Annotated in this window: 29 protein-coding genes; 6 read left to right on the forward strand and 23 right to left on the reverse strand. The window is 66.7% G+C overall.

Annotation, left to right across the window (positions count from 1 at the left end):
- The 6 genes from pgk to rpe form a co-directional block, all read left to right on the forward strand.
- Window positions 1–1003 (forward strand): phosphoglycerate kinase (pgk, locus tag WC493_RS10145; protein WP_373065178.1); only part of this gene is annotated, 1003 nt, incomplete at its 5' end.
- A 3-nt stretch (window positions 1004–1006) separates the two neighbouring features.
- Window positions 1007–2086: a class II fructose-bisphosphate aldolase gene (fba, locus tag WC493_RS10150; RefSeq protein WP_373065180.1), complete on the forward strand. Its 1080-nt coding sequence runs from the start codon at window positions 1007–1009 to the stop codon at window positions 2084–2086.
- Between the two features lie 16 nt (window positions 2087–2102).
- Window positions 2103–3551, forward strand: a complete 1449-nt coding sequence (locus tag WC493_RS10155; RefSeq protein ID WP_373065182.1) for a form I ribulose bisphosphate carboxylase large subunit — start codon at window positions 2103–2105, stop codon at window positions 3549–3551.
- 11 nt (window positions 3552–3562) lie between these two features.
- Entirely contained in the window at window positions 3563–3949 is a 387-nt protein-coding gene (locus WC493_RS10160) for a ribulose bisphosphate carboxylase small subunit (RefSeq protein WP_373065184.1), read from the forward strand.
- Window positions 3946–4842, forward strand: coding sequence for a CbbX protein (gene cbbX / locus WC493_RS10165; RefSeq protein WP_373065186.1), 897 nt, complete (start codon window positions 3946–3948; stop codon window positions 4840–4842). The genes WC493_RS10160 and cbbX overlap by 4 nt, the downstream gene beginning before the upstream one ends.
- Window positions 4835–5518 (forward strand): ribulose-phosphate 3-epimerase, encoded by a 684-nt coding sequence (gene rpe, locus WC493_RS10170; protein WP_373065188.1) that lies wholly within the window; start codon window positions 4835–4837, stop codon window positions 5516–5518. Before cbbX ends, rpe begins: the two co-directional genes overlap by 8 nt.
- On the opposite strand, the gene modC is transcribed toward rpe, so the two are convergent.
- From modC to nifK, 23 genes are all read right to left on the reverse strand, one after another.
- On the reverse strand, window positions 5503–6570 hold the full coding sequence (gene modC / locus WC493_RS10175; protein ID WP_373065190.1) for a molybdenum ABC transporter ATP-binding protein: 1068 nt from the start codon (window positions 6568–6570) through the stop codon (window positions 5503–5505). The two genes, rpe and modC, sit on opposite strands and share 16 nt — an antisense overlap.
- Window positions 6567–7256, reverse strand: coding sequence for a molybdate ABC transporter permease subunit (gene modB, locus WC493_RS10180; protein WP_373065192.1), 690 nt, complete (start codon window positions 7254–7256; stop codon window positions 6567–6569). The genes modC and modB overlap by 4 nt, the downstream gene beginning before the upstream one ends.
- 5 nt (window positions 7257–7261) lie before the next feature.
- The gene (modA, locus tag WC493_RS10185; RefSeq protein ID WP_373065194.1) at window positions 7262–8065 is read right to left on the reverse strand and encodes a molybdate ABC transporter substrate-binding protein; all 804 of its coding nucleotides are present in this window, start codon (window positions 8063–8065) and stop codon (window positions 7262–7264) included.
- Window positions 8066–8138: 73 nt separating this feature from the next.
- A complete protein-coding gene (locus tag WC493_RS10190) occupies window positions 8139–8564 on the reverse strand; it encodes a molybdopterin-binding protein (RefSeq protein ID WP_373065196.1) in 426 nt (141 codons plus the stop codon).
- A 49-nt stretch (window positions 8565–8613) separates the two neighbouring features.
- On the reverse strand, window positions 8614–9474 hold the full coding sequence (gene modD / locus WC493_RS10195) for a ModD protein (RefSeq protein ID WP_373065198.1): 861 nt from the start codon (window positions 9472–9474) through the stop codon (window positions 8614–8616).
- 1 nt (window position 9475) lies between these two features.
- Window positions 9476–9781 (reverse strand): ferredoxin family protein, encoded by a 306-nt coding sequence (locus WC493_RS10200; RefSeq protein ID WP_373065200.1) that lies wholly within the window; start codon window positions 9779–9781, stop codon window positions 9476–9478.
- Window positions 9778–11085 carry an FAD-dependent oxidoreductase gene (locus tag WC493_RS10205; RefSeq protein ID WP_373065202.1) on the reverse strand — a complete coding sequence of 436 codons (1308 nt, stop codon included), beginning with the start codon at window positions 11083–11085 and terminating at the stop codon, window positions 9778–9780. The genes WC493_RS10200 and WC493_RS10205 overlap by 4 nt, the downstream gene beginning before the upstream one ends.
- 10 nt (window positions 11086–11095) lie before the next feature.
- Window positions 11096–12214, reverse strand: a complete 1119-nt coding sequence (locus tag WC493_RS10210) for an electron transfer flavoprotein subunit alpha/FixB family protein (protein ID WP_373065204.1) — start codon at window positions 12212–12214, stop codon at window positions 11096–11098.
- 16 nt (window positions 12215–12230) lie between these two features.
- A complete protein-coding gene (locus WC493_RS10215) occupies window positions 12231–13085 on the reverse strand; it encodes a nitrogen fixation protein FixA (protein WP_373065206.1) in 855 nt (284 codons plus the stop codon).
- A 123-nt stretch (window positions 13086–13208) separates the two neighbouring features.
- Window positions 13209–13532: a nitrogenase stabilizing/protective protein NifW gene (nifW, locus tag WC493_RS10220; protein ID WP_373065208.1), complete on the reverse strand. Its 324-nt coding sequence runs from the start codon at window positions 13530–13532 to the stop codon at window positions 13209–13211.
- The gene (gene cysE / locus WC493_RS10225; RefSeq protein ID WP_373065210.1) at window positions 13529–14278 is read right to left on the reverse strand and encodes a serine O-acetyltransferase; all 750 of its coding nucleotides are present in this window, start codon (window positions 14276–14278) and stop codon (window positions 13529–13531) included. The genes nifW and cysE overlap by 4 nt, the downstream gene beginning before the upstream one ends.
- 13 nt (window positions 14279–14291) lie before the next feature.
- Window positions 14292–15446, reverse strand: a complete 1155-nt coding sequence (gene nifV / locus WC493_RS10230) for a homocitrate synthase (RefSeq protein ID WP_373065212.1) — start codon at window positions 15444–15446, stop codon at window positions 14292–14294.
- 19 nt (window positions 15447–15465) lie between these two features.
- The gene (gene nifS / locus WC493_RS10235) at window positions 15466–16671 is read right to left on the reverse strand and encodes a cysteine desulfurase NifS (RefSeq protein ID WP_373065214.1); all 1206 of its coding nucleotides are present in this window, start codon (window positions 16669–16671) and stop codon (window positions 15466–15468) included.
- Between the two features lie 22 nt (window positions 16672–16693).
- Window positions 16694–17620 (reverse strand): Fe-S cluster assembly protein NifU, encoded by a 927-nt coding sequence (gene nifU / locus WC493_RS10240; protein WP_373065216.1) that lies wholly within the window; start codon window positions 17618–17620, stop codon window positions 16694–16696.
- A gap of 12 nt (window positions 17621–17632) precedes the next feature.
- Window positions 17633–17953, reverse strand: a complete 321-nt coding sequence (locus WC493_RS10245; protein ID WP_373065218.1) for a HesB/IscA family protein — start codon at window positions 17951–17953, stop codon at window positions 17633–17635.
- Between the two features lie 241 nt (window positions 17954–18194).
- Window positions 18195–18818: a nitrogen fixation protein NifQ gene (locus tag WC493_RS10250; protein ID WP_373065220.1), complete on the reverse strand. Its 624-nt coding sequence runs from the start codon at window positions 18816–18818 to the stop codon at window positions 18195–18197.
- Window positions 18819–18828: 10 nt separating this feature from the next.
- Window positions 18829–19104, reverse strand: coding sequence for a ferredoxin III, nif-specific (fdxB, locus tag WC493_RS10255; protein WP_373065222.1), 276 nt, complete (start codon window positions 19102–19104; stop codon window positions 18829–18831).
- 11 nt (window positions 19105–19115) lie between these two features.
- Complete coding sequence (locus WC493_RS10260; RefSeq protein ID WP_373065224.1) at window positions 19116–19316, reverse strand: CCE_0567 family metalloprotein; 201 nt, start codon at window positions 19314–19316, stop codon at window positions 19116–19118.
- Between the two features lie 11 nt (window positions 19317–19327).
- Window positions 19328–19795: a NifX-associated nitrogen fixation protein gene (locus WC493_RS10265; RefSeq protein ID WP_373065226.1), complete on the reverse strand. Its 468-nt coding sequence runs from the start codon at window positions 19793–19795 to the stop codon at window positions 19328–19330.
- A gap of 3 nt (window positions 19796–19798) precedes the next feature.
- Entirely contained in the window at window positions 19799–20278 is a 480-nt protein-coding gene (gene nifX / locus WC493_RS10270; RefSeq protein WP_373065228.1) for a nitrogen fixation protein NifX, read from the reverse strand.
- Window positions 20256–21647 carry a nitrogenase iron-molybdenum cofactor biosynthesis protein NifN gene (gene nifN / locus WC493_RS10275; RefSeq protein ID WP_373065230.1) on the reverse strand — a complete coding sequence of 464 codons (1392 nt, stop codon included), beginning with the start codon at window positions 21645–21647 and terminating at the stop codon, window positions 20256–20258. Before nifN ends, nifX begins: the two co-directional genes overlap by 23 nt.
- A gap of 11 nt (window positions 21648–21658) precedes the next feature.
- Window positions 21659–23089 carry a nitrogenase iron-molybdenum cofactor biosynthesis protein NifE gene (nifE, locus tag WC493_RS10280; RefSeq protein ID WP_373065232.1) on the reverse strand — a complete coding sequence of 477 codons (1431 nt, stop codon included), beginning with the start codon at window positions 23087–23089 and terminating at the stop codon, window positions 21659–21661.
- A gap of 73 nt (window positions 23090–23162) precedes the next feature.
- On the reverse strand, window positions 23163–24701 hold the full coding sequence (gene nifK / locus WC493_RS10285; protein WP_373065234.1) for a nitrogenase molybdenum-iron protein subunit beta: 1539 nt from the start codon (window positions 24699–24701) through the stop codon (window positions 23163–23165).
- Between the last annotated feature and the right edge of the window lie 22 nt (window positions 24702–24723).

Here is a 24723-nt window from a genome sequence, read left to right on the forward strand (position 1 = left end):
GGGGCAAAGTCTTCGCCCGGTCGCCATGGCGCTGGCCCGCGTGCTCGGCCGGCCGGTCGCCTTCGCCGAGGATTGCATCGGTCCGCTCGCCGCCGAAGCCGTCGCCGCCATGATGCCCGGCGACGTGCTGGTGCTGGAAAACACCCGGTTCCACGCCGGTGAAGAGGCGAACGATCCCGATTTCGTCGACGACCTGGCGGAACTGGGCGACCTCTTCGTGAACGACGCCTTTTCCTGTGCCCATCGCGCCCACGCCAGCACCTCGGGCCTGGCGGCCCGCCTGCCCTGCGCCGCCGGCCTTTCCATGAAGCGGGAACTCGACGCCCTGGAAGCCGCCCTCGGCCGGCCGGTGCACCCGGTCGTCGCCGTGGTGGGTGGCGCCAAGGTCTCATCCAAGCTCGACGTCATCGGCAATCTCGTGGGCAAGGTCGACCAGCTCGTGATCGGCGGCGGCATGGCCAATACCTTCCTCTATGCCGGCGGCAAGCCGATCGGGCGCAGCCTGGCCGAGCGTGACCTGGCCGGTACCGCCCGTGCCATCGTCGAGAAGGCGCGCGCCGCGGGGACCGAGATCCTGCTGCCGATCGACGGCGTGGTGGCGCGCGAATTCCGGGCCCATGCGCCGAGCGAGACGGTCTCGGTCGATGCCGTGCCGGACGACGCCATGATCCTGGATGTCGGCCCGCGCTCCGTCGCCGCCCTGTCCGGCATCTTCGGGCGGGCGCGCACCGTGGTCTGGAACGGCCCCCTCGGCGCCTTCGAAACCGCCCCCTTCGATGCCGCGACCACTGCCGCCGCGCGGGATGTCGCCCGTCTCACCCGCGCCGGCGGCCTGCTCTCGGTGGCGGGCGGCGGCGATACCGTCGCCGCCCTGAAACAGGCCGGCGCGGCCGACGGCTTTTCCTTCGTCTCGACCGCGGGCGGGGCTTTCCTCGAATGGCTCGAAGGCCGCCCCCTGCCCGGCGTCGCAGCCCTTTCCGCCGCACGAACCACAGGAGCCTGAGCGATGGCCCGCATCACCCTTCGCCAATTGCTGGATCACGCCGCCGAATACGGCTACGGCGTGCCGGCCTTCAACATCAACAACATGGAGCAGCTGCTGGCGATCATGACGGCCGCGCAGGCGGTCGACGCGCCGGTGATCGTGCAGGCCTCGCGCGGTGCCCGCGCTTACGCCGGCGACATCATGCTGGCCAATATGGTCGCCGCCGCGGAAGCCATGTATCCCGGCATTCCGGTCTGCCTGCACCAGGACCACGGCAACGACGAGGCGACCTGTTTCTCCGCCGTGCAGATGGGCTTCACCAGCGTGATGATGGACGGCTCCCTCGAGGCCGACGCCAAGACGCCGGCCAGCTACCAATATAATCTCGACGTCACCACCAGGGTCACCGAGCTCGCCCACAAGTTGGGTGTTTCGGTCGAGGGCGAACTCGGCGTGCTCGGCAGCCTGGAGACCGGCAAGGGCGAGGCCGAGGACGGCCACGGTACCGACCAGACCCTGTCCCACGACCAGCTCCTGACCGACCCGGACCAGGCCGTCGCCTTCGTCGAGGCGACCAAGGTGGACGCCCTGGCGATCGCCATGGGCACGTCCCACGGCGCCTATAAATTCTCCAGGAAGCCCGACGGCGAGATCCTGGCCATGCATGTCGTGCAGGCGATCAACCAGCGCCTGCCCGGCCTCCACATGGTCATGCACGGTTCCTCCTCCGTGCCGGAGGAACTGCAGGAACGCTTCAACAGGTTCGGCGGCAACATGCCCGCGACCTGGGGCGTGCCGGTCGAGGAGATCCAGCGCGGCATCAAGTTCGGTGTCCGCAAGATCAACATCGACACCGACTGCCGCCTCGCCATGGCGGCGGAGATCCGCCGGGTGGCGACCGAAAAGCCGGACGAATTCGACCCGCGCAAATTCCTGAAGCCGGCGATGGACGCGCTGAGCGCGCTGTGCCGCCGCCGCTTCGAGGAATTCGGCACCGCCGGTAATGCGTCGCGTATCAAGCCGCTGTCGCTGGCCGCCATGGCGCGGCGTTATCAGAGCGGCAGCCTGAACCCCCGTGCGCCGCTGTCGGTCGCGGTCTGACGAACAGGAGAAGACGATGAACGAGCAAGTGAAGGCAGACCGTTACCGCGCCGGCGTGATGGAATATCGCAAGATGGGCTATTGGCAGCCCGACTACGAGCCCAAGGACACGGATGTCATCGCCCTGTTCCGGGTGACGCCGCAGGACGGCGTCGACCCGATCGAGGCATCGGCCGCCGTCGCCGGCGAGAGCTCGACCGCGACCTGGACCGTGGTCTGGACCGACCGCCTGACCGCTTGCGAGAAATACCGCGCCAAATGCTATCGCGTGGATCCGGTGCCCAATGCGCCGGGCCAGTATTTCGCCTATATCGCCTATGACCTCGACCTCTTCGAGGGCGGCTCGATCGCCAATCTCTCGGCCTCGATCATCGGCAACGTCTTTGGTTTCAAGCCGCTGAAGGCGCTTCGCCTCGAGGACATGCGCCTGCCGGTCGCCTATGTGAAGACCTTCCAGGGGCCGGCTACGGGCATCGTGGTCGAGCGCGAACGGCTCGACAAATTCGGCCGCCCCCTGCTGGGCGCCACGGTGAAGCCGAAACTCGGCCTGTCCGGCCGCAACTACGGCCGCGTCGTCTATGAGGCGCTGAAGGGCGGGCTCGATTTCACCAAGGACGACGAGAACATCAATTCCCAGCCCTTCATGCACTGGCGCGAACGCTTCCTCTACTGCATGGAGGCGGTGAACAAGGCCCAGGCGGTGACCGGCGAGGTGAAGGGCTCCTATCTGAACATCACCGCCGCCACCATGGAGGACATGTACGAGCGCGCCGAATTCGCCAAGGAACTGGGCTCCGTCGTCGTCATGATCGATCTCGTGATCGGTTACACGGCGATCCAGTCGATGGCGAAATGGGCACGCCGGAACGACATGATCCTGCACCTGCACCGGGCCGGTCACTCCACCTACACGCGGCAGAAGTCGCATGGCGTCTCCTTCCGGGTGATCGCCAAATGGATGCGGCTCGCCGGTGTCGACCACATCCATGCCGGCACCGTGGTGGGCAAGCTCGAAGGCGACCCCTACACGACGCGCGGCTATTACGACATCTGCCGTGAGGACTTCAATCCCACCCGGCTGGAGAACGGCATTTTCTTCGACCAGTCCTGGGCCAGCCTGGCCAAGCTGATGCCGGTCGCCTCCGGCGGCATTCATGCCGGGCAGATGCACCAGTTGATCGACCTTCTCGGCGAGGATGTCGTGCTGCAGTTCGGCGGCGGCACCATCGGGCACCCGATGGGCATCCAGGCCGGCGCCACGGCGAACCGTGTCGCCCTCGAGGCGATGATTCTGGCCCGCAACGAGGGCCGCAACATCCTCGAAGAAGGGCCGGAGATCCTGGCCGCCGCCGCCCGCCACTGCACCCCGCTCGCCCAGGCGCTGGATACCTGGAAGAACGTCACCTTCAACTATGCCTCGACCGACACGCCGGACTTCGTGCCGACGCCGTCCGTCGCCTCGTGAGGAGCGATACCATGCGCATTACCCAAGGCTGCTTCTCCTTCCTGCCCGACCTGACCGACGCGCAGATCCGCGCCCAGGTGCAATACTGCATCGACCAGGGTTACGCCGTGAACCTGGAGCACACCGACGATCCGCATCCCCGCAACACCTTCTGGGAGATGTGGGGCCTGCCGATGTTCGAGATCCGCGATGCCGCCGCCGTGATGCTGGAGCTCGACGCCTGCCGCAAGGCCTACGGCGACCGCTACATCCGCCTGACCGCCTTCGATTCGAGCCACGGCTGGGAATCGGTGCGGATCTCCTTCCTGGTCAACCGCCCGGCGGAAGAGCCGAGCTTCAAGCTGATCCGCAAGGAACAGGCCGGGCGCAACATCGGCTATACCACGGTTGTCGGATGACGGAAGCGCTGGCCGAGGCGCGGATCGACCTGGCGGCGGAACTGGAAGGTTCCGGCGCCAGGGAGGTCCTGGACACGCTGGAGGCGGAACTGGTCGGACTCGCCCCGGTGAAGACCAGGATCCGGCAGATCGCCGCCCTGCTGGTGGTCGAACAGGTGCGCCGCCGCCTCGGCCTCGCGGCCGAGCCGCCGAGCCTGCACATGTCCTTCACCGGCAATCCGGGCACCGGCAAGACCACGGTGGCGCTCCGCATGGCCGACATATTGCACCGGCTCGGCTTCATCCGGAAAGGCCACCTCGTCTCGGTAACGCGGGACGACCTGGTCGGGCAATATATCGGCCATACGGCCCCCAAGACCAAGGAGATCCTGAAGCGGGCCATGGGCGGCGTCCTCTTCATCGACGAGGCCTACTACCTCTATCGGCCGGAAAACGAACGCGACTACGGCCAGGAGGCGATCGAGATCCTGCTCCAGGTGATGGAAAACAAACGCGAAGACCTCGTCGTGATCCTGGCCGGCTATGCCGACCGGATGGAGACTTTCTTCGCCTGCAACCCCGGTTTCCGCTCGCGTATCGCCCACCATGTGGACTTTCCCGATTACAGCGACGGCGAGCTGATCGCCATCGCCGACATGACCCTGGAGCGGCAGAACTACCGCCTGAGCGAGCGCGCCCGTGCGGCGCTCACCGACTATATCCGCCGCCGCCGGCAGCAACCCCATTTCGCCAATGCCCGCTCGATGCGGAACGCCCTCGACCGCGCCCGGCTGCGCCAGGCGACCCGCCTCTTTGCCGAGGGAAGGCACGACCTGACGGCGGCGGACCTGATGACGATCGAGGCGGAAGACATCTTGGCGAGCCGCGTTTTCGATGGAGACGGCAATGGCTGAACCCCTGGTGATCGCGCCTTCGATCCTGTCCGCCGATTTTTCGAAACTGGGCGAGGAAGCCCGCGCCATGGCCGCCGCCGGGGCCGACTGGTTGCATATCGACGTGATGGACGGCCATTTCGTGCCCAATCTGACCATCGGGCCGGACGTCATGCGTTGCCTTCGTCCCCATGTCGCCCTGCCCTTCGATGTCCATCTCATGGTGGCGCCGGTCGACCTCCATCTCGAAGCCTTCGCCAAGGCGGGGGCCGACCTGATCACCGTCCATGCCGAGGCGGGTCCCCATCTCGACCGGACCCTGCAGGCCGTGCGTTCCCTCGGCTGCAAGGCCGGCGTCGCCCTCTGCCCCGCGACGCCGGCCGCCGCCGTCGCCCACGTGCTGGACCGGCTGGACCTGATCCTGGTGATGAGCGTCAACCCCGGCTTCGGCGGGCAGAGCTTCATCCCCTCGCAGCTCGGAAAACTGGCCGAGCTCCGCGCCATGATCGGCAGTCGCGCGATAAGGCTCGAAGTCGACGGCGGCATCAACGCCAGGACCGCGGCCCAAGTGATCGAGGCCGGGGCCGACACGCTGGTGGCGGGATCCGCCCTGTTCCGCGACGGGGCACAGAATTATCGGCGCAATATGCTGGAGTTGCGGGCGGCCGAGGCCGGGCCGCGTCAGGCCAGCGCCTGAGATTTCACGATGGCGCTGACGGCGAGGCCGGGCGCCAGGCCGAGTTCGGCCACCGCACGCCGCGTCACCCGGGCGATCAGGCGATCGCCCCCGCAATCGAGCAGCACGTCTGCGCCGTCGCCCCGCGTTACCACTTCGATCACCCGCGCCGGCAGGATGTTCTGGGCCGACACGCTGCCCGGCACGCCGGTCGCCAGGATGACGTCGCGGGCGTGGATCCAGAGCCGGCGCGGCGCCCCCAGGGGGGCATCGATCTTCTGTACCACCAGTCGTCCCAGCCGGCCGTCGAGGAAGCTCAGCCCCTCGGCCTCGTCGTGGCCGGCGACGCGGAGTTCGATCACCACGCCCGCGTCGCGCCGGGCCGACAGACAGGCGACGTCGAGCCGCCCCATGACCTCGGCCAGGGTGCCGGCGGCGGCAATCCGCCCTTCGTCCAGCACCACGAGATGGCTCGCCAGTTCGACCACCTCGGAAAGATCGTGCGAGACATGGACGATCGGCACCAGCGCCTCGTCGCGGAGCCGGGCCAGGAAGGGCAGAACCTCCTGGCGGCGGGCGTCGTCGAGGGCGGAGAGCGGTTCGTCCATCAGGAGCAGGCGCGGATTGGCGAGCAGGGCGCGGCCGATCGCGACCCGCTGCTTCTCCCCGCCGGAGAGGAGTCGCGGCCGGCGACCGAGCAGATGGCCGATGCCCAGCATGTCGACCACCGCATCGAAACCGACGAGGTCACCGCCCTTGGGGGCAAAAAAGCGGCCGTAAAGCAGGTTCTGGCGCACTGTCAGATGGGGGAACAGCCGGCCTTCCTGGAAGACATAGCCGAGGCGGCGGCGGTGCGGCGGCAGGTCGATGCCGGCTTCGGTGTCGAGCAGGACGAGGTCGTCGATGGCGATCCGGCCGCGCAGCGGCCTCGTCAGCCCGGCGATCACATTGACCACCGTGGTCTTGCCCGAGCCGGACGGGCCGAACAGGCTGGTCACCCTTCCGTCCGCGGTGAAGGCGACGTCCAGGCTGAACTCCCCGGCCCGATGGGCGATCTCGACCTGCAGGCTCATGCGACCCGCCGGCCCAGCCGCCGCGCCATATATTCGGAAGCGATCAGGGCCGTCATCGAAATGGCGACGGAGACGCCGACCAGGCGGAAGGCGGCGGCGTCGCCCCCCGGCACCTGGGTCAGGGTATAGATCGCGGTCGGCAGGGTCTGGGTCTCGCCCGGGATGTTGGAGACGAAGGTGATGGTGGCGCCGAATTCGCCCATCGCCCGGGCGAAGGACATGATCACCCCGGCCAGCACGCCGGGCAGCACGATCGGCAGCGTCACCGTGAGGAAAACCCAGACGGGTGAAGCGCCGAGCGTGCCCGCCGCCTGTTCGAGCCGGCGGTCGACCGCATCGAAGGAGAGCCGGATCGCCCGCACCATGAGGGGAAAGCCCATGACGGCGCAGGCGAGCGCCGCCCCCGTCCAGCGGAAGGCGAAGACGATGCCGAAATGGTGATCGAGGAAGGAACCGATCACGCCGCGCCGCCCGAACAGGATGAGCAGGATGAAACCCGTCACCACCGGCGGCAGGGTGAGCGGCAGATAGACCAGGGCATCGAGCACCGCGATGCCGCGAAACCGCCCCCGTGACAGCACGAAGGCGGTCCCAATGCCGAAGGGCAGACTGACGGCGACGGCCCAGAGAGAAACCTTCAGCGACAGGAGAATCGCCGTGATTTCCTCCGGGCTCAGATCGAACACGGAGCTCAGTTCGTCGCCGGCGCCTTCATCACGGTGAAGCCCTGCGCGGTGAACACGGCCGCGGCCGGCGCCGTCTGCAGATAGGCATAGAAGGCCTTGGCGTCCGGATTGGCCGATTCCTTCAGCACGGCGATCGGATAGACGATCGCGGGATAGGAGTCGGCCGGGAAAGTGGCCACCACCTTGACGGTCGGATCGGCCGCCGCGTCGGTGCCGTAGACGATGCCGAAGGGCGCTTCGCCGCGCGCCACCAGGGCGAGCGCCGCGCGCACGTTCTCGGTCAGGGCCACCTTGTCCTTCACGCCGTCGTAGATCCCGAGGTTTTCGAGCGCAGTCTTGCCATAGGTGCCGGCCGGCACCGAGGAGGGATCGCCCATGGCCAGCTTGCCGCCGGCGAGCAGGGCGCCGAGATCGAAGCCCTTGCCGAGCGTCACCGGATCGACCGCGGCATCCTTGGGCGCCACCAGGACCAGCGTATTGCCGAGCAGCGGCATTTCCGTGTCCTTCACGGTCAGGTCCTTGCCGGACAGATAGGTCATCCACTTGGTGTCGGCCGAGATGAAGAGATCGGCCGGGGCACCGGCTTCGACCTGCTTCGCCAGCGCGCCAGAGGCGGCGAAGGAGATCTGCACCACCTTGCCCGTCTCCTTCTGGAAGCCGGTGGCGAGCGCGGTGAGCGCTTCCTTCAGGCTGGCGGCGGCGAAGACCAGGACCGGCTTGTCCTCGGCCCTGGCGGTCCCCGCCAGAACCGTGGGAACCATGGCCACGGCCGCGATCAGGCCGAGAAGCTTGCGTTTGGAGAAAAGCATGACGGCACCCCTTGGTGTGATTTCGATGGCGACGGGGCGGCCCCTGCCGGACGCCCCGCCGTTACGACGGACGTTACTCGACGGCCAGGATGATGTGCGGCGCCTTGATCAGCGCCACGGCCTTGTCGCCGACGTCGAGCACCAGGTCGTCCGCGCTGCCCTTGGTCACGACCGCGACCAGGTGCAGGCCACCGCCGACATCGAGGGCGTATTCGGTCGAGACGACGCCGTCCACCCGGCGGGCGATCGTGCCACGCAGAACGTTACGGGCCGAAGTCTTGCCGATCTCGCCGTCCTTGGCCAGGATGACGAAGCTCGACTTGACCAGGGCGGTCGCAGGCACGCCTTCGGCGAGACCCAGGAATTCGGCGCTGCGCTTGGTGATGATGGCGGAAAGGTGGACGCCGTCGGCCACCTTCAGCACGACTTCGGCATTCACCGGGCCGAGCGTCACCGACTCGACGATGCCGGGGAATTGGTTGCGGGCACTGGTCTTCATCTCAGAGGTCCTCTCGGGTGAACAGCGATGGGCGGATGACTGTCGGGCCTCAAGCCTGCGACGGGGGAGGCGGGCCGAGGCGAACCTGTACTTCGGATGGACGCGCAGTATAGGGCGCCGACGTCACCAGGACATCGGCGCCAGTCGCCGCATAGACTGCCACATTGCCGCGGCCGATGCCACCTGCGGCAGCAACCACGGGACCGCCGCCTGGGCGGCGGCGAACTGCGACGGCGACTTCCGCCACCTGCTCGGGAGTGAATTTCTCGAGCTGCAGCACGTCGGCCCGATCCGCGGCAGCCAGTGCTTCGTCCACGCCCTTCACCTCGATCACCAAAGTGCGTTCGGGAACCGCCGTCTGGAGCTGACGAAGCGCAGCCTCGATGCCGCCCTCGCCGGCGAAGAAGGCCTGATGTTCGGGAAACAGCAGAATGGTCTCGGACAGGCCGAGGCGATGCAGAACACCGCCACCGGCGCGGATCGCCTTGGCAGAAAAGCGCCGGGTTCCCGGCACCGTCTTACGGGTACAGGCGATCGAGATCGCCGGGTTGACGGCACGCGCCGCGTCGACCAGCTCGCGCGTGGCGGTGGCGATGCCGGACGCCCATTCGATCAGGTTCTGGGCCACCTTCCAGGCGGCGAAGAGGGCCGCGGCCGTGCCTTCGGCCGCCATCAGGGGCGTGCCGGGCGGGCAACGGGTGCCACTCGCCACCGGCCCGGCGGTCAGGCGCCCGCCACAGTGCAAGACGACGCGGGCCGCCTCCTCGGTACAGGCGGCGACAAGGGGGCTGCGCGCGGTGAAGGTCATCACCGCGGCACGCCCGCCGATTCCGAGGGAGTCGGTCGTCAGGTCGCCGAAGGGAACATCCTCGGCGACCAGCCGATCGATTTCGGCGTCGGAAAACAGCATCTCAACCGAACTTGAAGAGAACGCCGTAACCGCCGCGCGGGTAGTTCCATTCGATGTCGCCGGTGTCGGCGGTAAGCACGCGGCAGGTGCCGCATTCCATGCAGCCGTCGGGCACCACCTCGACCTGGCCACGGTCGTTCGTGCTGTAGCAGCCGGCCGGGCAGACCGTGGTGAGCGCCTGGAGCGCCGCCGAGGGCTTCTCGTGCGCCTTGATGCGGATGTGGGGGCGCCCCGCGTCGACCAGATAGCGGTTCACGTAGAGCTTTTCTTCGACCCGCACCTGGGCCTTCGTCGGTTCGACCGTCATCGCCATGCCCTCGCCAGCTTGAATGCGTCCCCGATCATGCCCCGGAGACCCCGGCCCTTGCGGAAGGAGGAGACGATCTGCCGCTCCTTCTCACGCTTGTCGACACCGTCGACCCTGAACCAGTTCTGCGCCGCCTGGCTGAACAGGCGCGGATAGACGCCGAAGACATTCTTCGCGTTACCGTGCAGGAAGTTCGGGATGTCCTTGTATTTCTTCAGGTCCTTCATCACGAAGGTCTCGTCCAGTGCCTTCCGGTAGGCGGCGAGGTCGGCCTTCGAGAAATCGGAACGGAACTGCCTCAGGCGGATGATGGTTTGCGCCGCGATGCGCCCCGTGGTCATCGCCAGGTTGGACCCCTCGCGGTGCACCGCGTTGACGAAATGGGCGGAGTCGCCGACCAGCACCCAGCCGTCGCCATAGATTTCCGGGATCTCGCGATAGCCGCCTTCCGGGATCAGATGGGCGGCATATTCCTTGACCTCGGAGCCTTCGAGCAGCGGCTTCACGCTCGGATGGTTCTTGAAGGCTTCGAGCAGGGCGTAGGGAGCGGTGCCGGTTTCGGCGAAGTCGGAGACCATGCAGCCGATGCCGACCGCGAGCGATTCCTTGTTCGTATAGATGAAGCCGGTGCCGGTCATGCCGTTGGTCACGGTGCCCATCACCTCGATCACCACGCCCTCGTCGCCCTTCAGGTTGAAGCGCTGTTCGATCACTTCCTGCGGCAGGAAGTGCATTTCCTTGACCGCGAGGGCGACCGATTGCGGCTTCAGTTCGGGGCGGAGCCCGGCGCGCTGGCCGACCAGGCTGTTCACGCCGTCGGCGAGGACCACGACGTCGGCATAGATATGCCCGCCGCCGCGGTCGGTGCGAACACCGATCACCTTGCCCTTGATGTCGCGGAGCAGGTCGGTGACCGTCGTCTCGCACAGGAGCGTGGCACCGGCCTCGCGCACGCGGCGGCTGAACCACTTGTCGAACTGGGCGCGGATGATGGTGTAGCGGTTCGGCTTCTCTTCGTTGAAGTCTTCCGAACGGTAGTGCATGCCGGCGTGGGACGTGTCGTCCATCATCCAGATGCGCTGTTCGATGACGTGGCGTTCCAGCGGCGCGTCGTCACGGAAATCGGGGATCACCTTCTCCAGCGCGTCGGCATAGAGGATGGCACCCTGCACGTTCTTGGAACCGGGATATTCCCCGCGTTCCAGTTGCAGGACCTTGAGCCCGGCCTTGGCCATCGTATAGGCGGCGGCATTGCCCGAGGGGCCTGCCCCGACCACGATGGCGTCGAAACGTTCCTCGCTCATCTGAACCTCCTCAACTCGCCAGACGGTGGACGGACAGGCGCCGGCGGAACGCGGCCGTCAGCACCGGCAGAAGCTCGACCGCATTGGCGACGATGCCGACGTGGGCGAAATCGAAGATCGGCGCCTTGGGATCGGTATTGATGGCGACGATCAGATCGGCGCCCTCGACCCCCACGCGGTGCTGGATCGCACCCGAAATGCCGGCGGCGATATAGAGCTTCGGCCGGATCGTCTTGCCGGTCTGGCCGATCTGACGGTCTGCGGTGATCCAGCCCTTCTGCACGAGCGGGCGGGAGCCGCCGTATTCGGCACCGATCGCGGCGGCGAGGTCCTTCACGAGCTGGAAATTCTCCGGGCTCTTCAGGCCGAGGCCGCCTGCCACCACCGCATCGGCGTAGGAGAGCTGGGCCTTGTTGGTTTCGCGGTCGGCGACGAACTGCAGAACCTTGGTGATCACGTCCTCTTCCCGCATGTCGAGGGCATGGTCGATGATGCGGCCGAGGCGGCCCGGCTGCGCGTCCGGCATGGCCATGACGCGGGGCCGCACGGTCGCCATCTGGGGCCGGAAGTTCAGGGTGTGAATGGTGCAGAGAAGCGAGCCGCCGAAGGTGGGTCGCGTCGCCGCCAGCGAGCGTTCGTCGTCGATCGCGAGTTCGGTGCAGTCGGCGGTCAGGCCGGTCAGCAGTGTGGTCGCCACGGAACCCGCCAGATCACGGCCCAGGGTGGTGGCGCCGAGCAGCACGATCTCGGGCTTGAAGGTGTTGACGAGATCGGTCAGGGCCTTGGTGTAGGGCTCGTTCCGGTAATGCGCCAGCACCGGATCGGCGACCCGGTAGACGAGGTCGGCGCCATGCTCCCAGCAGGTCGCGGCGACATGGCCCAGTTCCTCGGCATCGCCGCCGAGGGCGACGCCGGCCAGTTCCGCGCCCAGCTTGTCCGCGAGCTTGCGCCCCTCGCCCAGGAGTTCGAGGGAGACCGGATGGATGTGGCCGTGCTCGTATTCGACGAAGACCCAGACGTGCTTGTAGGCCTTGAAGTGCTCCGGCAGCTCCTTCTTCATGCCGGCGCGGCCAGAGGCAGCGGGCGGGGCGGCGGCGGGAGGGGCGGCGGGTTTGGCTTGGTCGCTCATGATGTCATCCCCTCTGTCAGAAGCCGGCGGACAGGCGGCGCAGGTCGGCTTCGAGGCCGGGCTGCCGCTCCAGGATCGCGCCGATCAGGGCTTCGGCCGCCTGGGCCGCGGTGCGGTCCTGGGTCGCGACCAGTTGCGCCTTGTCGGCTCGCGCGGTCGGCGCGAAAACCTTCTTCACCACGGTGGGCGAGCCGCGCAGACCACATTTCACCATGTCGGTGATGCCGGCGGCGGCAGCGTTCCAGGTCACCACTTCCGCCCGCGCCGCCTTCAGCGCATCGGCGAGCGAGCCGCGACGGATCTCGTTGGTGCCTTCCAGCATGGTGATGAGCACGGGCAGCGCCGTCTTCAGGACCTGGACGCCGCCTTCGGCCCGGCGTTCCACCGTGATCTCGCCCTGTTCCTGGTCGATGCCGGTGATGCGCGAAACATAGGTGAGCTGGCGGAGGTCGAGACGCTTGGCGATGCCGGGGCCGACCTGGGCGGTGTCGCCGTCGATCGTCTGCTTGCCGGTGAAGACGACGTCGGGAACGCCCCAGGTTTCGCCGATCTTGGCGATGGCGGCGGCGAGGGCGTAGGACGTGGCCAGCGTGTCGGAACCGGCGAAGAAGCGGTCGGTCAGCAGGACGGCGCGGTCGGCACCGAAGGTCAGGGCCTTGCGCAGGCTGTCTTCCGCCATGGGCGGGCCCATGCAGAGCACCGTAACCTCGCCGCCGTGCTTGTCGCGCAGCGCCAGCGCCGCCTCGAGGGCGAAGAGGTCGTAGGGATTGATGATCGTCGGCACGCCCTGGCGCATGATCGTGTTGGTCACCGGATGGACGCGGATCTGCGCACTGTCGGGTACTTGCTTGATACAGACGACGATATGCATCCTGTCCTCCTGATCGCTGGCTGCCGACCACACCAACTTCTTCGCAAGTACCGTGCCAGTCGGAAAACCCAGGAAATCCGCCACTTTCGCGACCGACATCCGTGTCGGGTTCGCGACAGTGCGTCAGCCTTCGTTCGTCAGGGCCGACAGCGGCACGAAGGCGCCGCGCTTCGGCCGCACCGCGTCCTTCAGCACCTTGAAGACCCGCTGGTCGAGCGGCGACGAGGCGACGAAGTCGCCGTAAGCCTTGGCCAGGTGATCGCGGCAGGCCGCCATCAGCGCGCCGTCGTCGAGACCTTCGAGATCCTGCCGGCGCAGGTATTCGCCCATGCGACGCAAAATGTGCAAACGGGCGACGTTTAGTACCGACGGGTCATAAGGCACGCCCAGGAGGGAGAAGAAATCCTCGGCCGAGGACTGGCGCTTCAGTTGATCGAGCACGCTCATGACTGGGGTTCCTTCTCTTGCAGGTCGGTTTCCGCCTTGGCCCGGCGGCGATAGTGATCGAGCCGGGCTTCCAGGAATTCGATGCGGTCGAGCATGGCGGCCAGCGCCTCGCCCACCGGATCGGGCATCAGGTGATGTTCGAGGTCGATGCGGCCGTCGATGCGGCGGCGTTCGGATTCGGCACGCACCACCTTGCCGGGGATGCCCACCACGGTCATGCCCGGGGCGACATTCTCGATCACCACGGAATTGGCGCCGATGCGCGCCCCCCGCCCGACCGTGATGGCCGACAGCACTTTGGCGCCGGCGCCGATCAGCACGCCGTCCTCGATCGTCGGGTGGCGCTTGCCGTGCGACCAGCTGGTGCCACCCAGGGTGACGCCGTGGTAGAGCGTGACGTCGTCGCCGACCACCGCCGTCTCGCCGATGACGACGCCGGCGCCGTGATCGATGAACAGGCGCTGGCCGATCGTGGCACCCGGATGGATATCGACATTGGTGACCAGGCGGCCGAACCAGGACAGCAGGCGGGCGGGGAAGCGCGCGCCCAGCAGCCACAATCGGTGCGACAGGCGATGGATCATCACGGCATGGACGCCGGGATAGGTCAGCATGATCTCGAGGCCGAAGCGGGCCGCAGGATCGCGCGCCTTCACGCAGGCGACGTCGGCCCGCCAGGAGGCGAAGAGGCCCGGCTTTTTCGGCACGTCGGTGGTCACGAGATCGGCATTGGCGAGGTCGACCATGGTACCGCCCCCGTCATTCCGCGCCGGTCATGGCGCCGCGGCCGCAACTCGCATAGATTTCCATCAGCTCGGTATTGCCGACGATCCGCTTGGTCCGCGCGGCGCGGTCGCGCACCCGCTCCAGCACGGCGCGCGCGCGCATCTCGTCCGCCGCGAGGCCGAGGCGATGCAGGGCGGCGAGGACAGAGGAGACACCCGAATGCTTGCCCAGCACGATCTGGCGCTGACGCCCGAAACGTGCGGGCGACAGGGCTTCGTAGGTCTGCGGGTCCTGCAGCAGGCCGTGGACGTGGATGCCGGATTCATGGGTGAAGACACCCGCGCCGACGATCGACTTGGCGGTCGGGATCGGCCGGCCGCTGGCTGCCGCGACGATGTCGGCCAGGCCCTGGAGCCGGGTCAGGTCGACGCCGGTGCGCCGCCCCTGGGTCTGGGCCAGGGCGGCCACCACTTCTTCGAGGGCGGCATTGCCGGCCCGTTCGCCGAGGCCGAGCACACAGACCGAGGCATGGGTCGCCCCGCCCTGCACCGCCGCCAGCGTATTGGCGGTGGCGAGGCCGAGGTCGTCATGGCCGTGGAATTCGATCTCCAGGTCCGTCTCGGCGCAGAGCCGGCGCATGACGGCATAGGTCGCGAAGGGATCGAGGCAGCCCACGGTATCGGCGAAGCGGAAGCGATGCGCCCCCGCCTCTTCCGCGACGCGGAGCGCCTGGCAGACGAAGCCGATGTCGGCCCGGCTCGAATCCTCGCCGCCCACCGCGACCTTGAGGCCGAGGTCGAGGGCATAGCGCACCACGCGGTCGAGACGGCGCAGCGCTTCGTCCCGCCCGGCGTGATATTTGGCCTGGATCTGCCGGTCCGACAGCGGAACCGAGAGGTTCACGCGGGAGAGCCCGGTGCGCAGGGCCGCCTCGACATCCGCCTCGGTCATGCGGCACCAAGCGATCGGTTCGGCGTGATGCAGGCTGTCGGCGACGGCGGCGATCGCCTCGATCTCTTCCGTGCCCATGGCGGGCGTGCCGGCTTCGATCTCGTCGACCCCCGCCTCGTCCAGGGCGCGGGCGATCGCCAGTTTCTCTTCGAGGGTGAAGGCGACACCCGGCGCCTGCTCGCCATCGCGCAGCGTGGTGTCGTTGATGATCACGGGCGGCATCAGGGTGTCGGTCATGGCCGTAACTCCGAAGGGCTCAGGCGTAGGTCGGGTTGAAGGTCTCGGCGGCCGGTGCCCTGTTCGCCTTCCAGAAGGGCGAGAGGGCGCGCAGCTTTTCGATGATGCCGGGCATCACCTCCAGCACGCGGTCGACATCCTCTTCCCCGTTCTCGCGCGAGAAGGAGAAGCGGATCGCCCCGTGAGCCGCCGTATAGGGCACCTTCATGGCACGCAGCACATGCGAGGGTTCGAGCGAACCCGAGGTGCAGGCCGAACCCGAGGAGGCCGCGATGCCCTGCTTGTTGAGGAGCAGGAGGATCGCCTCGCCCTCGATGAATTCGAAGGCGACATTGGCCGTGTTGGGCAGGCGGTGATCGGTGTCGCCGGTCACGAAGGAATTGCCGATCCGCTGCAACAGGCCGCTCTCCAGCCGGTCGCGCAGGGCCTTCACCCGGCTCTGCTCCTCCGCCATATGGAGCTTCGCCAGTTCCGCCGCCTTGCCGAGGCCGATGATGGCGGGCGCATTCTCGGTGCCCGCGCGGCGGCCGCGTTCCTGATGGCCGCCGCGGATCAGCGGGCGGAGCCGGACACCCTTCCGGACATAGAGGGCGCCGATGCCCTTCGGCCCGTGCAGCTTGTGGCCGGAGAGGGAGAGCATGTCGATCTCGGTCGACTTCAGGTCGATCGGCAGCTTGCCGACCGCCTGCACCGCGTCCGTGTGGAACAGGGCGCCGGCGCCATGGGCGAGTTCGGCCAGCTTCTCGACCGGGAACACCGTGCCTGTCTCGTTGTTCGCCCACATGATGGAGGCGATCGCCGTCTTCGGGCCGAGCGCCGCCCGATAGGCGTCGATGTCGAGCCGGCCGCGGGAGTCGACCGGGATCCGATGCACCACAACGCCGCGGTGCTTTTCCAGATAGTCGCAGAGCGAGAGCACCGCCGGATGTTCGACGACCGAGGTGATCACCTCGTTCCGCCCGCCCTGGGTCTCCAGCGCCGAGAGGATCGCGGTATTGTCGGATTCCGTACCGCCCGAGGTATAGATGATCTCATGGTCGAATTCGGCGCCCAGCAGGTCCTGGAGCTGGCGCCGCGCCACCTTCAGCGCACCGCCCACCTCGGAACCGAAGGCGTGCATCGAGGAGGCATTGCCGAACTGCTCGGTGAAGAAGGGCAGCATGGCGGCGACCACTTCCGGATCGACGCGGGTGGTGGCGTTGTTGTCGAGATAGACGGGGCGCATCGCCGGCTCCTTCGCAGATGGATTAGACGGGGATCACGCGGAGCGGCTGGCCGAGCTTCTCGATCAGCTTCTCCTGCACGCCGCTCACGGTGACCGAGGCCATCTGGCAGCCGACACAGGCGCCCGAGAGCTTCACCATCACCCGCTCGCCCTCGACGTCGACCAGCTCGCAGTCGCCGCCGTCGCGCTTCAGGTAGGGCCGCAACTCCTCGATTGCCTCTTCGATCAGGCGGATCTTCTGGAGGTTGGTCAGCTTCGGCTTGGTCACCGGCTCGAGCTTGATGGCGAGGGGCGACTTGCCGGTCTTCGGCCGCTTCAAGGGACGGACCGCATTGCTGGGGTCGAAGGCTTCGGCGGCATCGAGCAGGCCTTCCGCGACCATGGCCGCGTTGGTCTTGGCCAGGACTTCCTCGATCCCTTCGACGCAGGTCGAGCAGCTCCCGCCGGCCTTGGTGAAATGGGTCACCTGCTCGATCGAGGTCAGCTTGTTCATGCGCACGGCGCGCTCGATCATGCCTTCGTCAACGCCGAAGCACTTGCAGATCAGGGCGCCTTCCTCATGGTCGTCGACCCAGGCCTCGCCCTTGTAGTTGGCGACCGCGGCGCGCAGCGCCTCGTAACCCATGACGGAGCAATGCATCTTTTCAGGGGGAAGGCCGCCCAGGAAATCCGCGATGTCCTGGTTGGTGATCTTCATCGCCTCTTCGATCGTCTTGCCGATGATCAGCTCGGTCAGGGCCGAGGAGGAGGCGATGGCGGAACCGCAGCCGAAGGTCTGGAACTTGGCATCGGTGATCACTTCGGTCACCGGCTCGACCTTGATCATGAGACGGAGCGCATCACCGCAGGAAATGGCGCCGACATCGCCCACCCCGTCCGGCTTTTCCATCACGCCGGCATTCTTCGGGTTGTAGAAATATTCCTGAACCTTTTCGCTGTATTCCCACATGGTTCCTACTCCTCAACCGAAGGACTTGCCGCAGGAGCAGCTGGACGTCGCCTGGGGGTTGTCGAAAGTGAAGCCGGAGCCTTCGAGGCTGACCACGAAGTCGATCGTGGTGCCGGCGATGACCGGGCCGCTGGCCGGGTCGATGAAGACCTTGACGCCGTCCTGCTCGGCCACCAGGTCGTCGGGCTCGGGCGCCGCCACGAGACCCATCATGTATTTGAAGCCGGCGCAGCCGCCCGCTTCGACCATCACCCGCAGGCCTTCGACCGGCTGGGTGGACCCGGCGATCGCGGTGCGGACGGCATTCAGGGCACTCTCGGTCAGTTGGATCATAGTGGCGGCTCCTTGCGACGCGATCCCTGTCCGGGGACATCGCAAGCTCCGTGCCAAGAGCCAACCAATTGATTTATATCAGTTTTTCAGATCGGGACGTTTGCCGCGGTGCGACATGTCGGTTTTCCGACAGGTCGGAATGACGACGCACGTACTTTTTGAAAAGGACGAACCCGGCTCCGCGGGGATCGGAAACGGAGCCGGGTTCACCCGGAGCGGCAGGGCGCCGCCGGGAAGCGTATCAGGCGTGAAGGGCGAGGTCGGCGGTCCTGCGGCTCTGCGCCATCAGGCTCTCGCCGTCTTCCGCGCCGAAACAATGTTCGAAATCGTCGCATTCGGAACAGCTCGGCGCCGTGCACAGGCGGAAGCCCTCGTCGCGGCAGATCATGCGATAGAGGAACTTCTTCCACTTCATGTCGCGGGCGTTCTTGCGGGCGAGCGACTCGAAGTGACGTTCCATGAGCCAGGAAAGTTCGCGCCGGTTACGCAGACCCAGGTCCTGCCACAGATGATTGGGCCGCATGGCACGCCGGGCGATCATGGCGGCCAGCTGATATTCGAAGGCGCTGCCCTCGCTCGAATGGCGGAACAGCAATTCGCGCAGGCAGGCTTCGTCGTCGGCCGGGACCAGTTCGCCCGGGGCGAGCCCGTCGAACTGGCGGCGCGCGGCGGGAAACACGCTGCCCACCAGGGAACGCAGGTCCTCGTGGGCGAGGCCGATGCGCTCGCCCGGACGCACCCCTTCCGCCGCCGCCTCGCAGAGCGAGAGCGACAGGATCGAGGCGACGACATGGGCATCGAAGGCATCGCAGGCGGCGCGTTCGCCACCGCCCATCAGCCAACCGTAGACATCCTGCGGTTCCATCGCGACCTCCTCAGGCCTGGCCGTGGCTCTGGCAATTGGTGGGACAGACGCGGGCGCAGGCACCGCAGCCGATGCAGGCGCCGGCATCGACCAGTGCCATCACCTTGCGTTCGATGTCGTCCTCGTCCGGATCGACCAGCTCGTCCTCGTCGTTGACGCCCATCAGGGTCATCACGCCCCGGCCGCAGACCTTGTAGCAGCGGCCGCAGCCGATGCAGACCTTGGCATCGATGGCGAGGAGATATTCCGGCACCCAGTCGCGGCCGTCGCGGGTCTGTGCTTGCATCGGTGCCTCCTTTACGCGGCTTCGAGACGCTTGAGTTCTGCCCGCTTGGCGTCCAGGACCTGGAACGCCTCATGGGCCTTGGCGGCGACTTCCGGGATCCTCTGCCAATTGACCGGCAGTTCCTCGGAGAGGTCGTGGAGATCCATCTTGGCCTGGGTCGCCTTGGCCGAGAGTTTCTTGAGTTCGGCCTTCAGGCTGTCGAGATCGCTCATCGCCACCTCCCTCAGGCCCGCGCCACTTCGGGGTGAGCTTCGATCGCGGCCAGCGCCTGACCGACCGCCTTCATGCCCTCGGCCGCCAGGGCGTCCAGGCTCTCGAAGCCGAAACGATGGACATCGCGCAGCGTCTTGGCGAAGACCACCAGCTTGCCGGCGATCAGCACGACCCGGCCGAAGCCCTCGTGGCTCATCTTCATCATCGGGCCGGCCATCAGGCCGCATTGCGCCTCGATGGTCAGGCCGACGGCGCGGTAGAATTTCTCCACCCGGTCCAGCGTGTCGGGATCGGGATCGCCGATGATCGGGATCTGGCGCCGTTCCTCCTTGGTCACGATCCAGTCGGCCAGGAGCCGGGCGTCGGAACGCTTCTCCCAGGCGCCATAGGAATCCTCGGCGCGGATCAGGCCGATCAGGCTCTTCATGAAGGGTGATGCCAGGGCATCGGGCTCGTTGACTGCTGCGACCGCCGACATTGCTCAGGCCTCCTCGTCCAGAAAATCCATCGACCGTTCCTGCTTGGCCATCATCACCTTGCGCAGCCAGGGCGGCGGATTGCCGACCATCATGGTCTGCACCTTGGTGATGATCTGTTCGATCGGCTCCGGCCCCGACAGTTTCACCGGGTGGATCCGCGCATTCACCACCTTGACCGCGGAAGGCCCGCCGATCGCCAGGCAGAACAGGAGATTGCAGCCGCGCAGGGCATCGACCTTGGGGCCGATCTTGTCGTCCCCCTCGGTCTTGTGCTTGCCGGATTCGTCGGACACCGTGCCGAATTCGACCGCCTCGACGAAGCGCGCCTCGTCCGGTGTCACATCGTAGACGGCGAATTTCTTGGCCGAACCGAAATGGGCGTTCAGCGCCTTCATGTCCTGGGTCGCGATGGCGATCCTGAGCTTCATGGTGCCGCTTTCCACGTCGGCCGGCTCCTTCTCAACAAGTTGCAGACGGCGCATGGCTCATGCTCCCTTCCAGGGGCGCCGGGGCGAGGATGCCGGCGAAATCCGCCGGGCGCTTCTCGGGCCGGAGCGCGATGAAACAATTGGCGACCTCGTAGATCAGGTCGCGCGTACCCTGATAGCCGACGGTGCAGCGGTGCTGCGCCCCCAGCCGGTCGAAGATCGGGAAGCCGACGCGGAGCAGCGGCAACCCCAGGCGTTCTGCCGCCTGGCGGCCGTGGGCATGGGTCACCAGCATGTCGGCCTGGGCCTCTTCCGCGGCGGTCTCGAAGTCCATCAGGTCGCCGACCAGCACGGTGTCGACGTCGAGTTCGCTCAGCAGCGGCGAATTCGCCGTCGAGGCGACCGCGGTCACCACGCTCGCCCCCATGCTCTGGAAGAAGCTCGCCAGCGAGAACAGGAGGTCGGGATCGGCGGCGATCGCGATGCGCCGGTCGCCGAAATGGAAATGGCCGTCCAGCATGGCGTCGACCAACTGGCTGCGCTTCCGCTTCAGGCTGGGCGGCACCGGCTGGCCCGAGAGGTGGGACAGCAGGGTGATCAGGCTGTCGGTCGGGGCGAGGCCGGTCAGGCTGGGAAACAGGGTGGTGGGCACGCCGGTCAGGCCCTGGAGCGCTTCGGCGGGTGCCCGCATATGACTGCCGATCGCGATCGTATGCAGTGCGCGACCGAGTTCCGCGATCTCGGCGATCTTCACGCCGCCCGAGGTGGCGCCCGAATATTGTTCGTTCACATGGCCGTCGAGCGAGCCCGAGATGTCGGGCAGGAAGACGGGCGTCAGGCCGAAGGCGCCGATGATCTCGCGCAAGGCATCGATGTCGCCCGAAGTCTGGTGGACGCCGGGCAGCACATTGACCTGGCGCCGCGTGGCCGCATTGCGGTCGCCCGGGATCACCAGGCCCTCGATCATGGCGGTGACCGCCCGCGCCCAGCCGTCTTCCAGGGCACCGGCGAAATCAGGCGTCGAGGCGAAGACGATCCGCGTGTTGGCCAGTTCCTCGCGCCGGGCCAGGATGCCCTGGAGATCGCCCAGGAAATCCTCGCCCCGCGTCTCGACGAGGGCGGTCGACGCGATGCCGACGAATTTGGGCTTCATCCGCCCGGTCAGATTGACCAGCGCTTCCTCGAGATTGTCGGCCCCGCCCAGCACGGTCGCCACTTCGTCGATCGCCGTGGTCTGCAGCGGCATGTCTTCCTTGAAGTGGCGGACCGCGATGGTGAGCGCGAAGGAGGTGCAGCCCTGGCTGCCATGGAACAGCGGCACCGCACCGTCGACGCCGAGATAGGCGAGCGCGGCGCCGAGCGGGGTCGAAGATTTCAGCGGATTGATCGCCAGGCTCTTCTTCGAATGGGTGATGGTCGCCATGTCAGCCTCCCTCACGCCCGCTTCGGTTCGATTTCGGCGAAGGGAAAATCGACACTCGGCGCGTCCCAGGGGGCGGGGCGGCGGATGTCGTCCCAGATCGGGTTGCGCAGCGACTTGGCCAGTTCCCTGACCAGGACCACCATGCCGTCATAGCCGGCGAAAGCGTGGAAGCGCTCCTGGTTGATGTCGAGCCAGGGCACCTTGGCCTTGAGCGCCACGAACTGGCTCTTGCCGCCGGAGAGCAGAATGTCCGCCTCGCCCCGCTTGAGCTGGGCATACATTTCGCGCGGCGGCACGCTCTCGACCATATGGGGATCGTCCATGATGGCCTTGATGCGTTCCTTGTCGCCCTCGGTCGATTTGCGGACCGAGGTGTAGACGATCTCCATGCCGATTTCCTGGAGCGCCGCGACGATCGACCAGGATTTGACGCCGCCGGTATAGAGCATCACGCGCTTGCCCTCGAGGGCCGCACGATAGGGCTCGATCCGTTCCCAGGCGTTGGCTTCCTCGCGGGCGATCAGGGCTTCGGTGCGTTCGATCAGGTCAGGCGATGCACCCCGTTCCACCAGCATCCGGGCGGTGGTGCGCAGCGTCGCATTCATGTCGGAAAGGCCGTAGAAGGAACATTCGAAATAGGGAATGCCCCAGCGTTCCTCCATCTTGCGCGCGACATTGATCAGCGCCGTCGAACAGACCATGAGGTTCAGCCTGGCGCGATGCGCCGTGGCGATCTCGGCATAGCGCCCGTCGCCCGACATGCAGGACAGCACGCGGATGCCGAGCGCTTCGAACAGCGGCTTGATCTGCCAGAGCTCGCCCGAGAGATTGTATTCGCCGATGATGTTGATGTCGCAATCGGTGGTGAATTCGGGCTCGCGCGTGCCGATCACATGGTCGAGCAAAGCTTCGCCCGCGAGCTTGTTGCCGAGGTTCTTGGAGCCCGCGAAACCCGGCGCGTTCACCGGCACGCAGGGCACGCCCAGCTTCTCGGTCGCATGACGGCAGACGGCGTCGACATCGTCGCCGATCGTGGCGGGCACGCAGGTCTGATAGACGAAGATGGCGGGCGGATTGTCGCGCGCGACGATATCCTTGATCGCCTTGTAGAGGCGCTTCTCGCCGTTGCCCATGACGATGTCGAGCTCGGAGAGATCGGTCGTGTAGCTCTGGCGGTAGGTCTTGGGGCCCGAGGTGTTGGAATTCCGGTTGTCCCAGGAATTGCCTTCGCAGGCGAGCGGCCCATGCACGAGGTGGACGACGTCGACGATCGGCTGGAGGGCGATCTTGGCGCCGTCGAAGGCGCAGCCGCCCGCGGCCGCACCCGGCGTCAACGGCTTGGAACAGCCCTTCTTCTTCGCCTTCTCGTCCTTGGCCGCGTTCTTGTCGCAGCCGGGTTCGTTGAAGACGTCGGCGATCTTGGCTTTCAACGCGTCGCTCATGCCACACCTCACCTCGCCATGGGTCGATCCTCGAAGCCGAAACCGCGGGGGCCGGAGCCCCCGCGGGTACTGATCAGCGGGTCAGGTCGTAGGAGAAGTCGGTGACGCCCGCTTCGATCGTCTCGCTGTCGAGATTGTCGAAGATCTTGTCGAGCAGCGTCACCAGGACCCGCAGGCCGCCCTGGTAACCCCAGAGCGGGAAGCGGTGGTGGTGGTGCCGGTCGAAGATCGGGAAGGTCAGCCGGATCAGCGGCACGCCCAGGTCACGCTCCAGATACTTGCCGTAGGAATTGCCGATCAGCATGTCCACCGGCTCGGTCGCCATCAGCGAGCGCAGGTGCCACATGTCCTTGCCGGCCCAGACCTGGCAGTTGGCACCGAAGGGGCTGGAGGCGAAGAGCGCCTTCATCTGCTCTTCCCAGGCCTTGCTGCCGTTGGTCGCCAGGCAGTGGCGCGGCTCGCCGCCGGTCTCCAGGACGAAGCGGGCCATGGCATAGACATAGTCCGGGTCGCCATAGATCGCATAGGTCTTGCCGTGCAGCCAGGCCTGGCTGTCGGCCATGGCGTCGATCAGGCGGCCGCGTTCCTTGGTCAGCTCCTCGGGGATCGCCTTGCCGGTCAGGGCCGAGACCTTCATCAGGAACTCGTCGGTGCCGGCGACGCCCATCGGGTAATGGAACGAGGCGGTTTCCTGGCCGAAGCTCTCGGCATATTCCAGGGTCTTGGTCGTGCAGTATTCCTGCATCGACAGCGTCGCCTTGGCGTTGATCGCGGCCTTGGTCGCGTCCAGCGTGGTGCCGCCGTCATACATGCGGTACTGGCCGTCCGACGGGGTGTCGAACTGGTCGGCGACGTCGGACAGGATGGTGTATTCGACACCCATCAGGTCCAGCATCCGCTTCAGCTCGCGGTTGTTGCCGACCGCGAAACCGTCGAAGCCCGGGATGATGTTGATCGAGGTGCCGGCTTCGGCCGTCTTGCCCTTCCAGAAGTTCTCCAGGATGCCCTTCAGCATATTGTCGTAGCCGGTGACATGGCTGCCGACGAAGGCCGGGGTATGGGCGTAGGGGACGTCGAAGTCTTCCGGCACCGAGCCCTTGGCCTTGGCGTTCAGGATGAAGGACTGGAGGTCGTCGCCGATCACTTCCGCCATGCAGGTGGTCGAGACGGCGATCATCTTCGGCTCGTAAAGCGAATAGGTGTTCGCCAGGCCGTCGATCATGTTGTTCAGGCCGCCGAACACCGCCGCGTCCTCGGTCATCGACGAGGAGACGGCCGAGCACGGCTCCTTGAAGTGACGCGACAGGTGCGAACGATAGTAAGCGACGCAGCCCTGCGAACCATGGACGAAGCTCATGGTCTTCTCGAAGCCGGCGGCGACGAAGACCGCGCCGAGCGGCTGGCAGGCCTTGGCCGGGTTGACCACCAGGGCCTCGCGGGCCAGGTTCTTTTCGCGGTATTCCCAGGATTTGGTCCAGTCCGCGGTCTTCTGCACGACTTCGTCAGCCGGCATGTCTTCGAACAGGGCCTTTTTCTTGGCGAGCATCTGACGATACTCGGGCTCGCGGAACAGCGGTGCGTGGTCGAGCACTTTCTCAGCGGACTGGGGCATCTTCTGCATCCTTGTCGATAGA

Origin of the sequence: Zavarzinia sp., from assembly GCF_041650655.1 — a bacterium.
GTDB lineage: Bacteria > Pseudomonadota > Alphaproteobacteria > Zavarziniales > Zavarziniaceae > Zavarzinia.

Coding starts and splice junctions, on each gene's coding strand:
- fba (WP_373065180.1), top strand. CDS start 1,007: ATGGCCCGCATCACCCTTCGCCAATTGCTGGATCACGCCGCCGAATAC.
- WC493_RS10155 (WP_373065182.1), top strand. CDS start 2,103: ATGAACGAGCAAGTGAAGGCAGACCGTTACCGCGCCGGCGTGATGGAA.
- WC493_RS10160 (WP_373065184.1), top strand. CDS start 3,563: ATGCGCATTACCCAAGGCTGCTTCTCCTTCCTGCCCGACCTGACCGAC.
- cbbX (WP_373065186.1), top strand. CDS start 3,946: ATGACGGAAGCGCTGGCCGAGGCGCGGATCGACCTGGCGGCGGAACTG.
- rpe (WP_373065188.1), top strand. CDS start 4,835: ATGGCTGAACCCCTGGTGATCGCGCCTTCGATCCTGTCCGCCGATTTT.
- modC (WP_373065190.1), bottom strand. CDS start 6,570: ATGAGCCTGCAGGTCGAGATCGCCCATCGGGCCGGGGAGTTCAGCCTG.
- modA (WP_373065194.1), bottom strand. CDS start 8,065: ATGCTTTTCTCCAAACGCAAGCTTCTCGGCCTGATCGCGGCCGTGGCC.
- WC493_RS10190 (WP_373065196.1), bottom strand. CDS start 8,564: ATGAAGACCAGTGCCCGCAACCAATTCCCCGGCATCGTCGAGTCGGTG.
- modD (WP_373065198.1), bottom strand. CDS start 9,474: ATGCTGTTTTCCGACGCCGAAATCGATCGGCTGGTCGCCGAGGATGTT.
- WC493_RS10200 (WP_373065200.1), bottom strand. CDS start 9,781: ATGACGGTCGAACCGACGAAGGCCCAGGTGCGGGTCGAAGAAAAGCTC.
- WC493_RS10205 (WP_373065202.1), bottom strand. CDS start 11,085: ATGAGCGAGGAACGTTTCGACGCCATCGTGGTCGGGGCAGGCCCCTCG.
- WC493_RS10210 (WP_373065204.1), bottom strand. CDS start 12,214: ATGAGCGACCAAGCCAAACCCGCCGCCCCTCCCGCCGCCGCCCCGCCC.
- WC493_RS10215 (WP_373065206.1), bottom strand. CDS start 13,085: ATGCATATCGTCGTCTGTATCAAGCAAGTACCCGACAGTGCGCAGATC.
- nifW (WP_373065208.1), bottom strand. CDS start 13,532: ATGAGCGTGCTCGATCAACTGAAGCGCCAGTCCTCGGCCGAGGATTTC.
- cysE (WP_373065210.1), bottom strand. CDS start 14,278: ATGGTCGACCTCGCCAATGCCGATCTCGTGACCACCGACGTGCCGAAA.
- nifV (WP_373065212.1), bottom strand. CDS start 15,446: ATGACCGACACCCTGATGCCGCCCGTGATCATCAACGACACCACGCTG.
- nifS (WP_373065214.1), bottom strand. CDS start 16,671: ATGCGCCCCGTCTATCTCGACAACAACGCCACCACCCGCGTCGATCCG.
- nifU (WP_373065216.1), bottom strand. CDS start 17,620: ATGTGGGAATACAGCGAAAAGGTTCAGGAATATTTCTACAACCCGAAG.
- WC493_RS10245 (WP_373065218.1), bottom strand. CDS start 17,953: ATGATCCAACTGACCGAGAGTGCCCTGAATGCCGTCCGCACCGCGATC.
- WC493_RS10250 (WP_373065220.1), bottom strand. CDS start 18,818: ATGGAACCGCAGGATGTCTACGGTTGGCTGATGGGCGGTGGCGAACGC.
- fdxB (WP_373065222.1), bottom strand. CDS start 19,104: ATGCAAGCACAGACCCGCGACGGCCGCGACTGGGTGCCGGAATATCTC.
- WC493_RS10260 (WP_373065224.1), bottom strand. CDS start 19,316: ATGAGCGATCTCGACAGCCTGAAGGCCGAACTCAAGAAACTCTCGGCC.
- WC493_RS10265 (WP_373065226.1), bottom strand. CDS start 19,795: ATGTCGGCGGTCGCAGCAGTCAACGAGCCCGATGCCCTGGCATCACCC.
- nifX (WP_373065228.1), bottom strand. CDS start 20,278: ATGCGCCGTCTGCAACTTGTTGAGAAGGAGCCGGCCGACGTGGAAAGC.
- nifN (WP_373065230.1), bottom strand. CDS start 21,647: ATGGCGACCATCACCCATTCGAAGAAGAGCCTGGCGATCAATCCGCTG.
- nifE (WP_373065232.1), bottom strand. CDS start 23,089: ATGAGCGACGCGTTGAAAGCCAAGATCGCCGACGTCTTCAACGAACCC.
- nifK (WP_373065234.1), bottom strand. CDS start 24,701: ATGCCCCAGTCCGCTGAGAAAGTGCTCGACCACGCACCGCTGTTCCGC.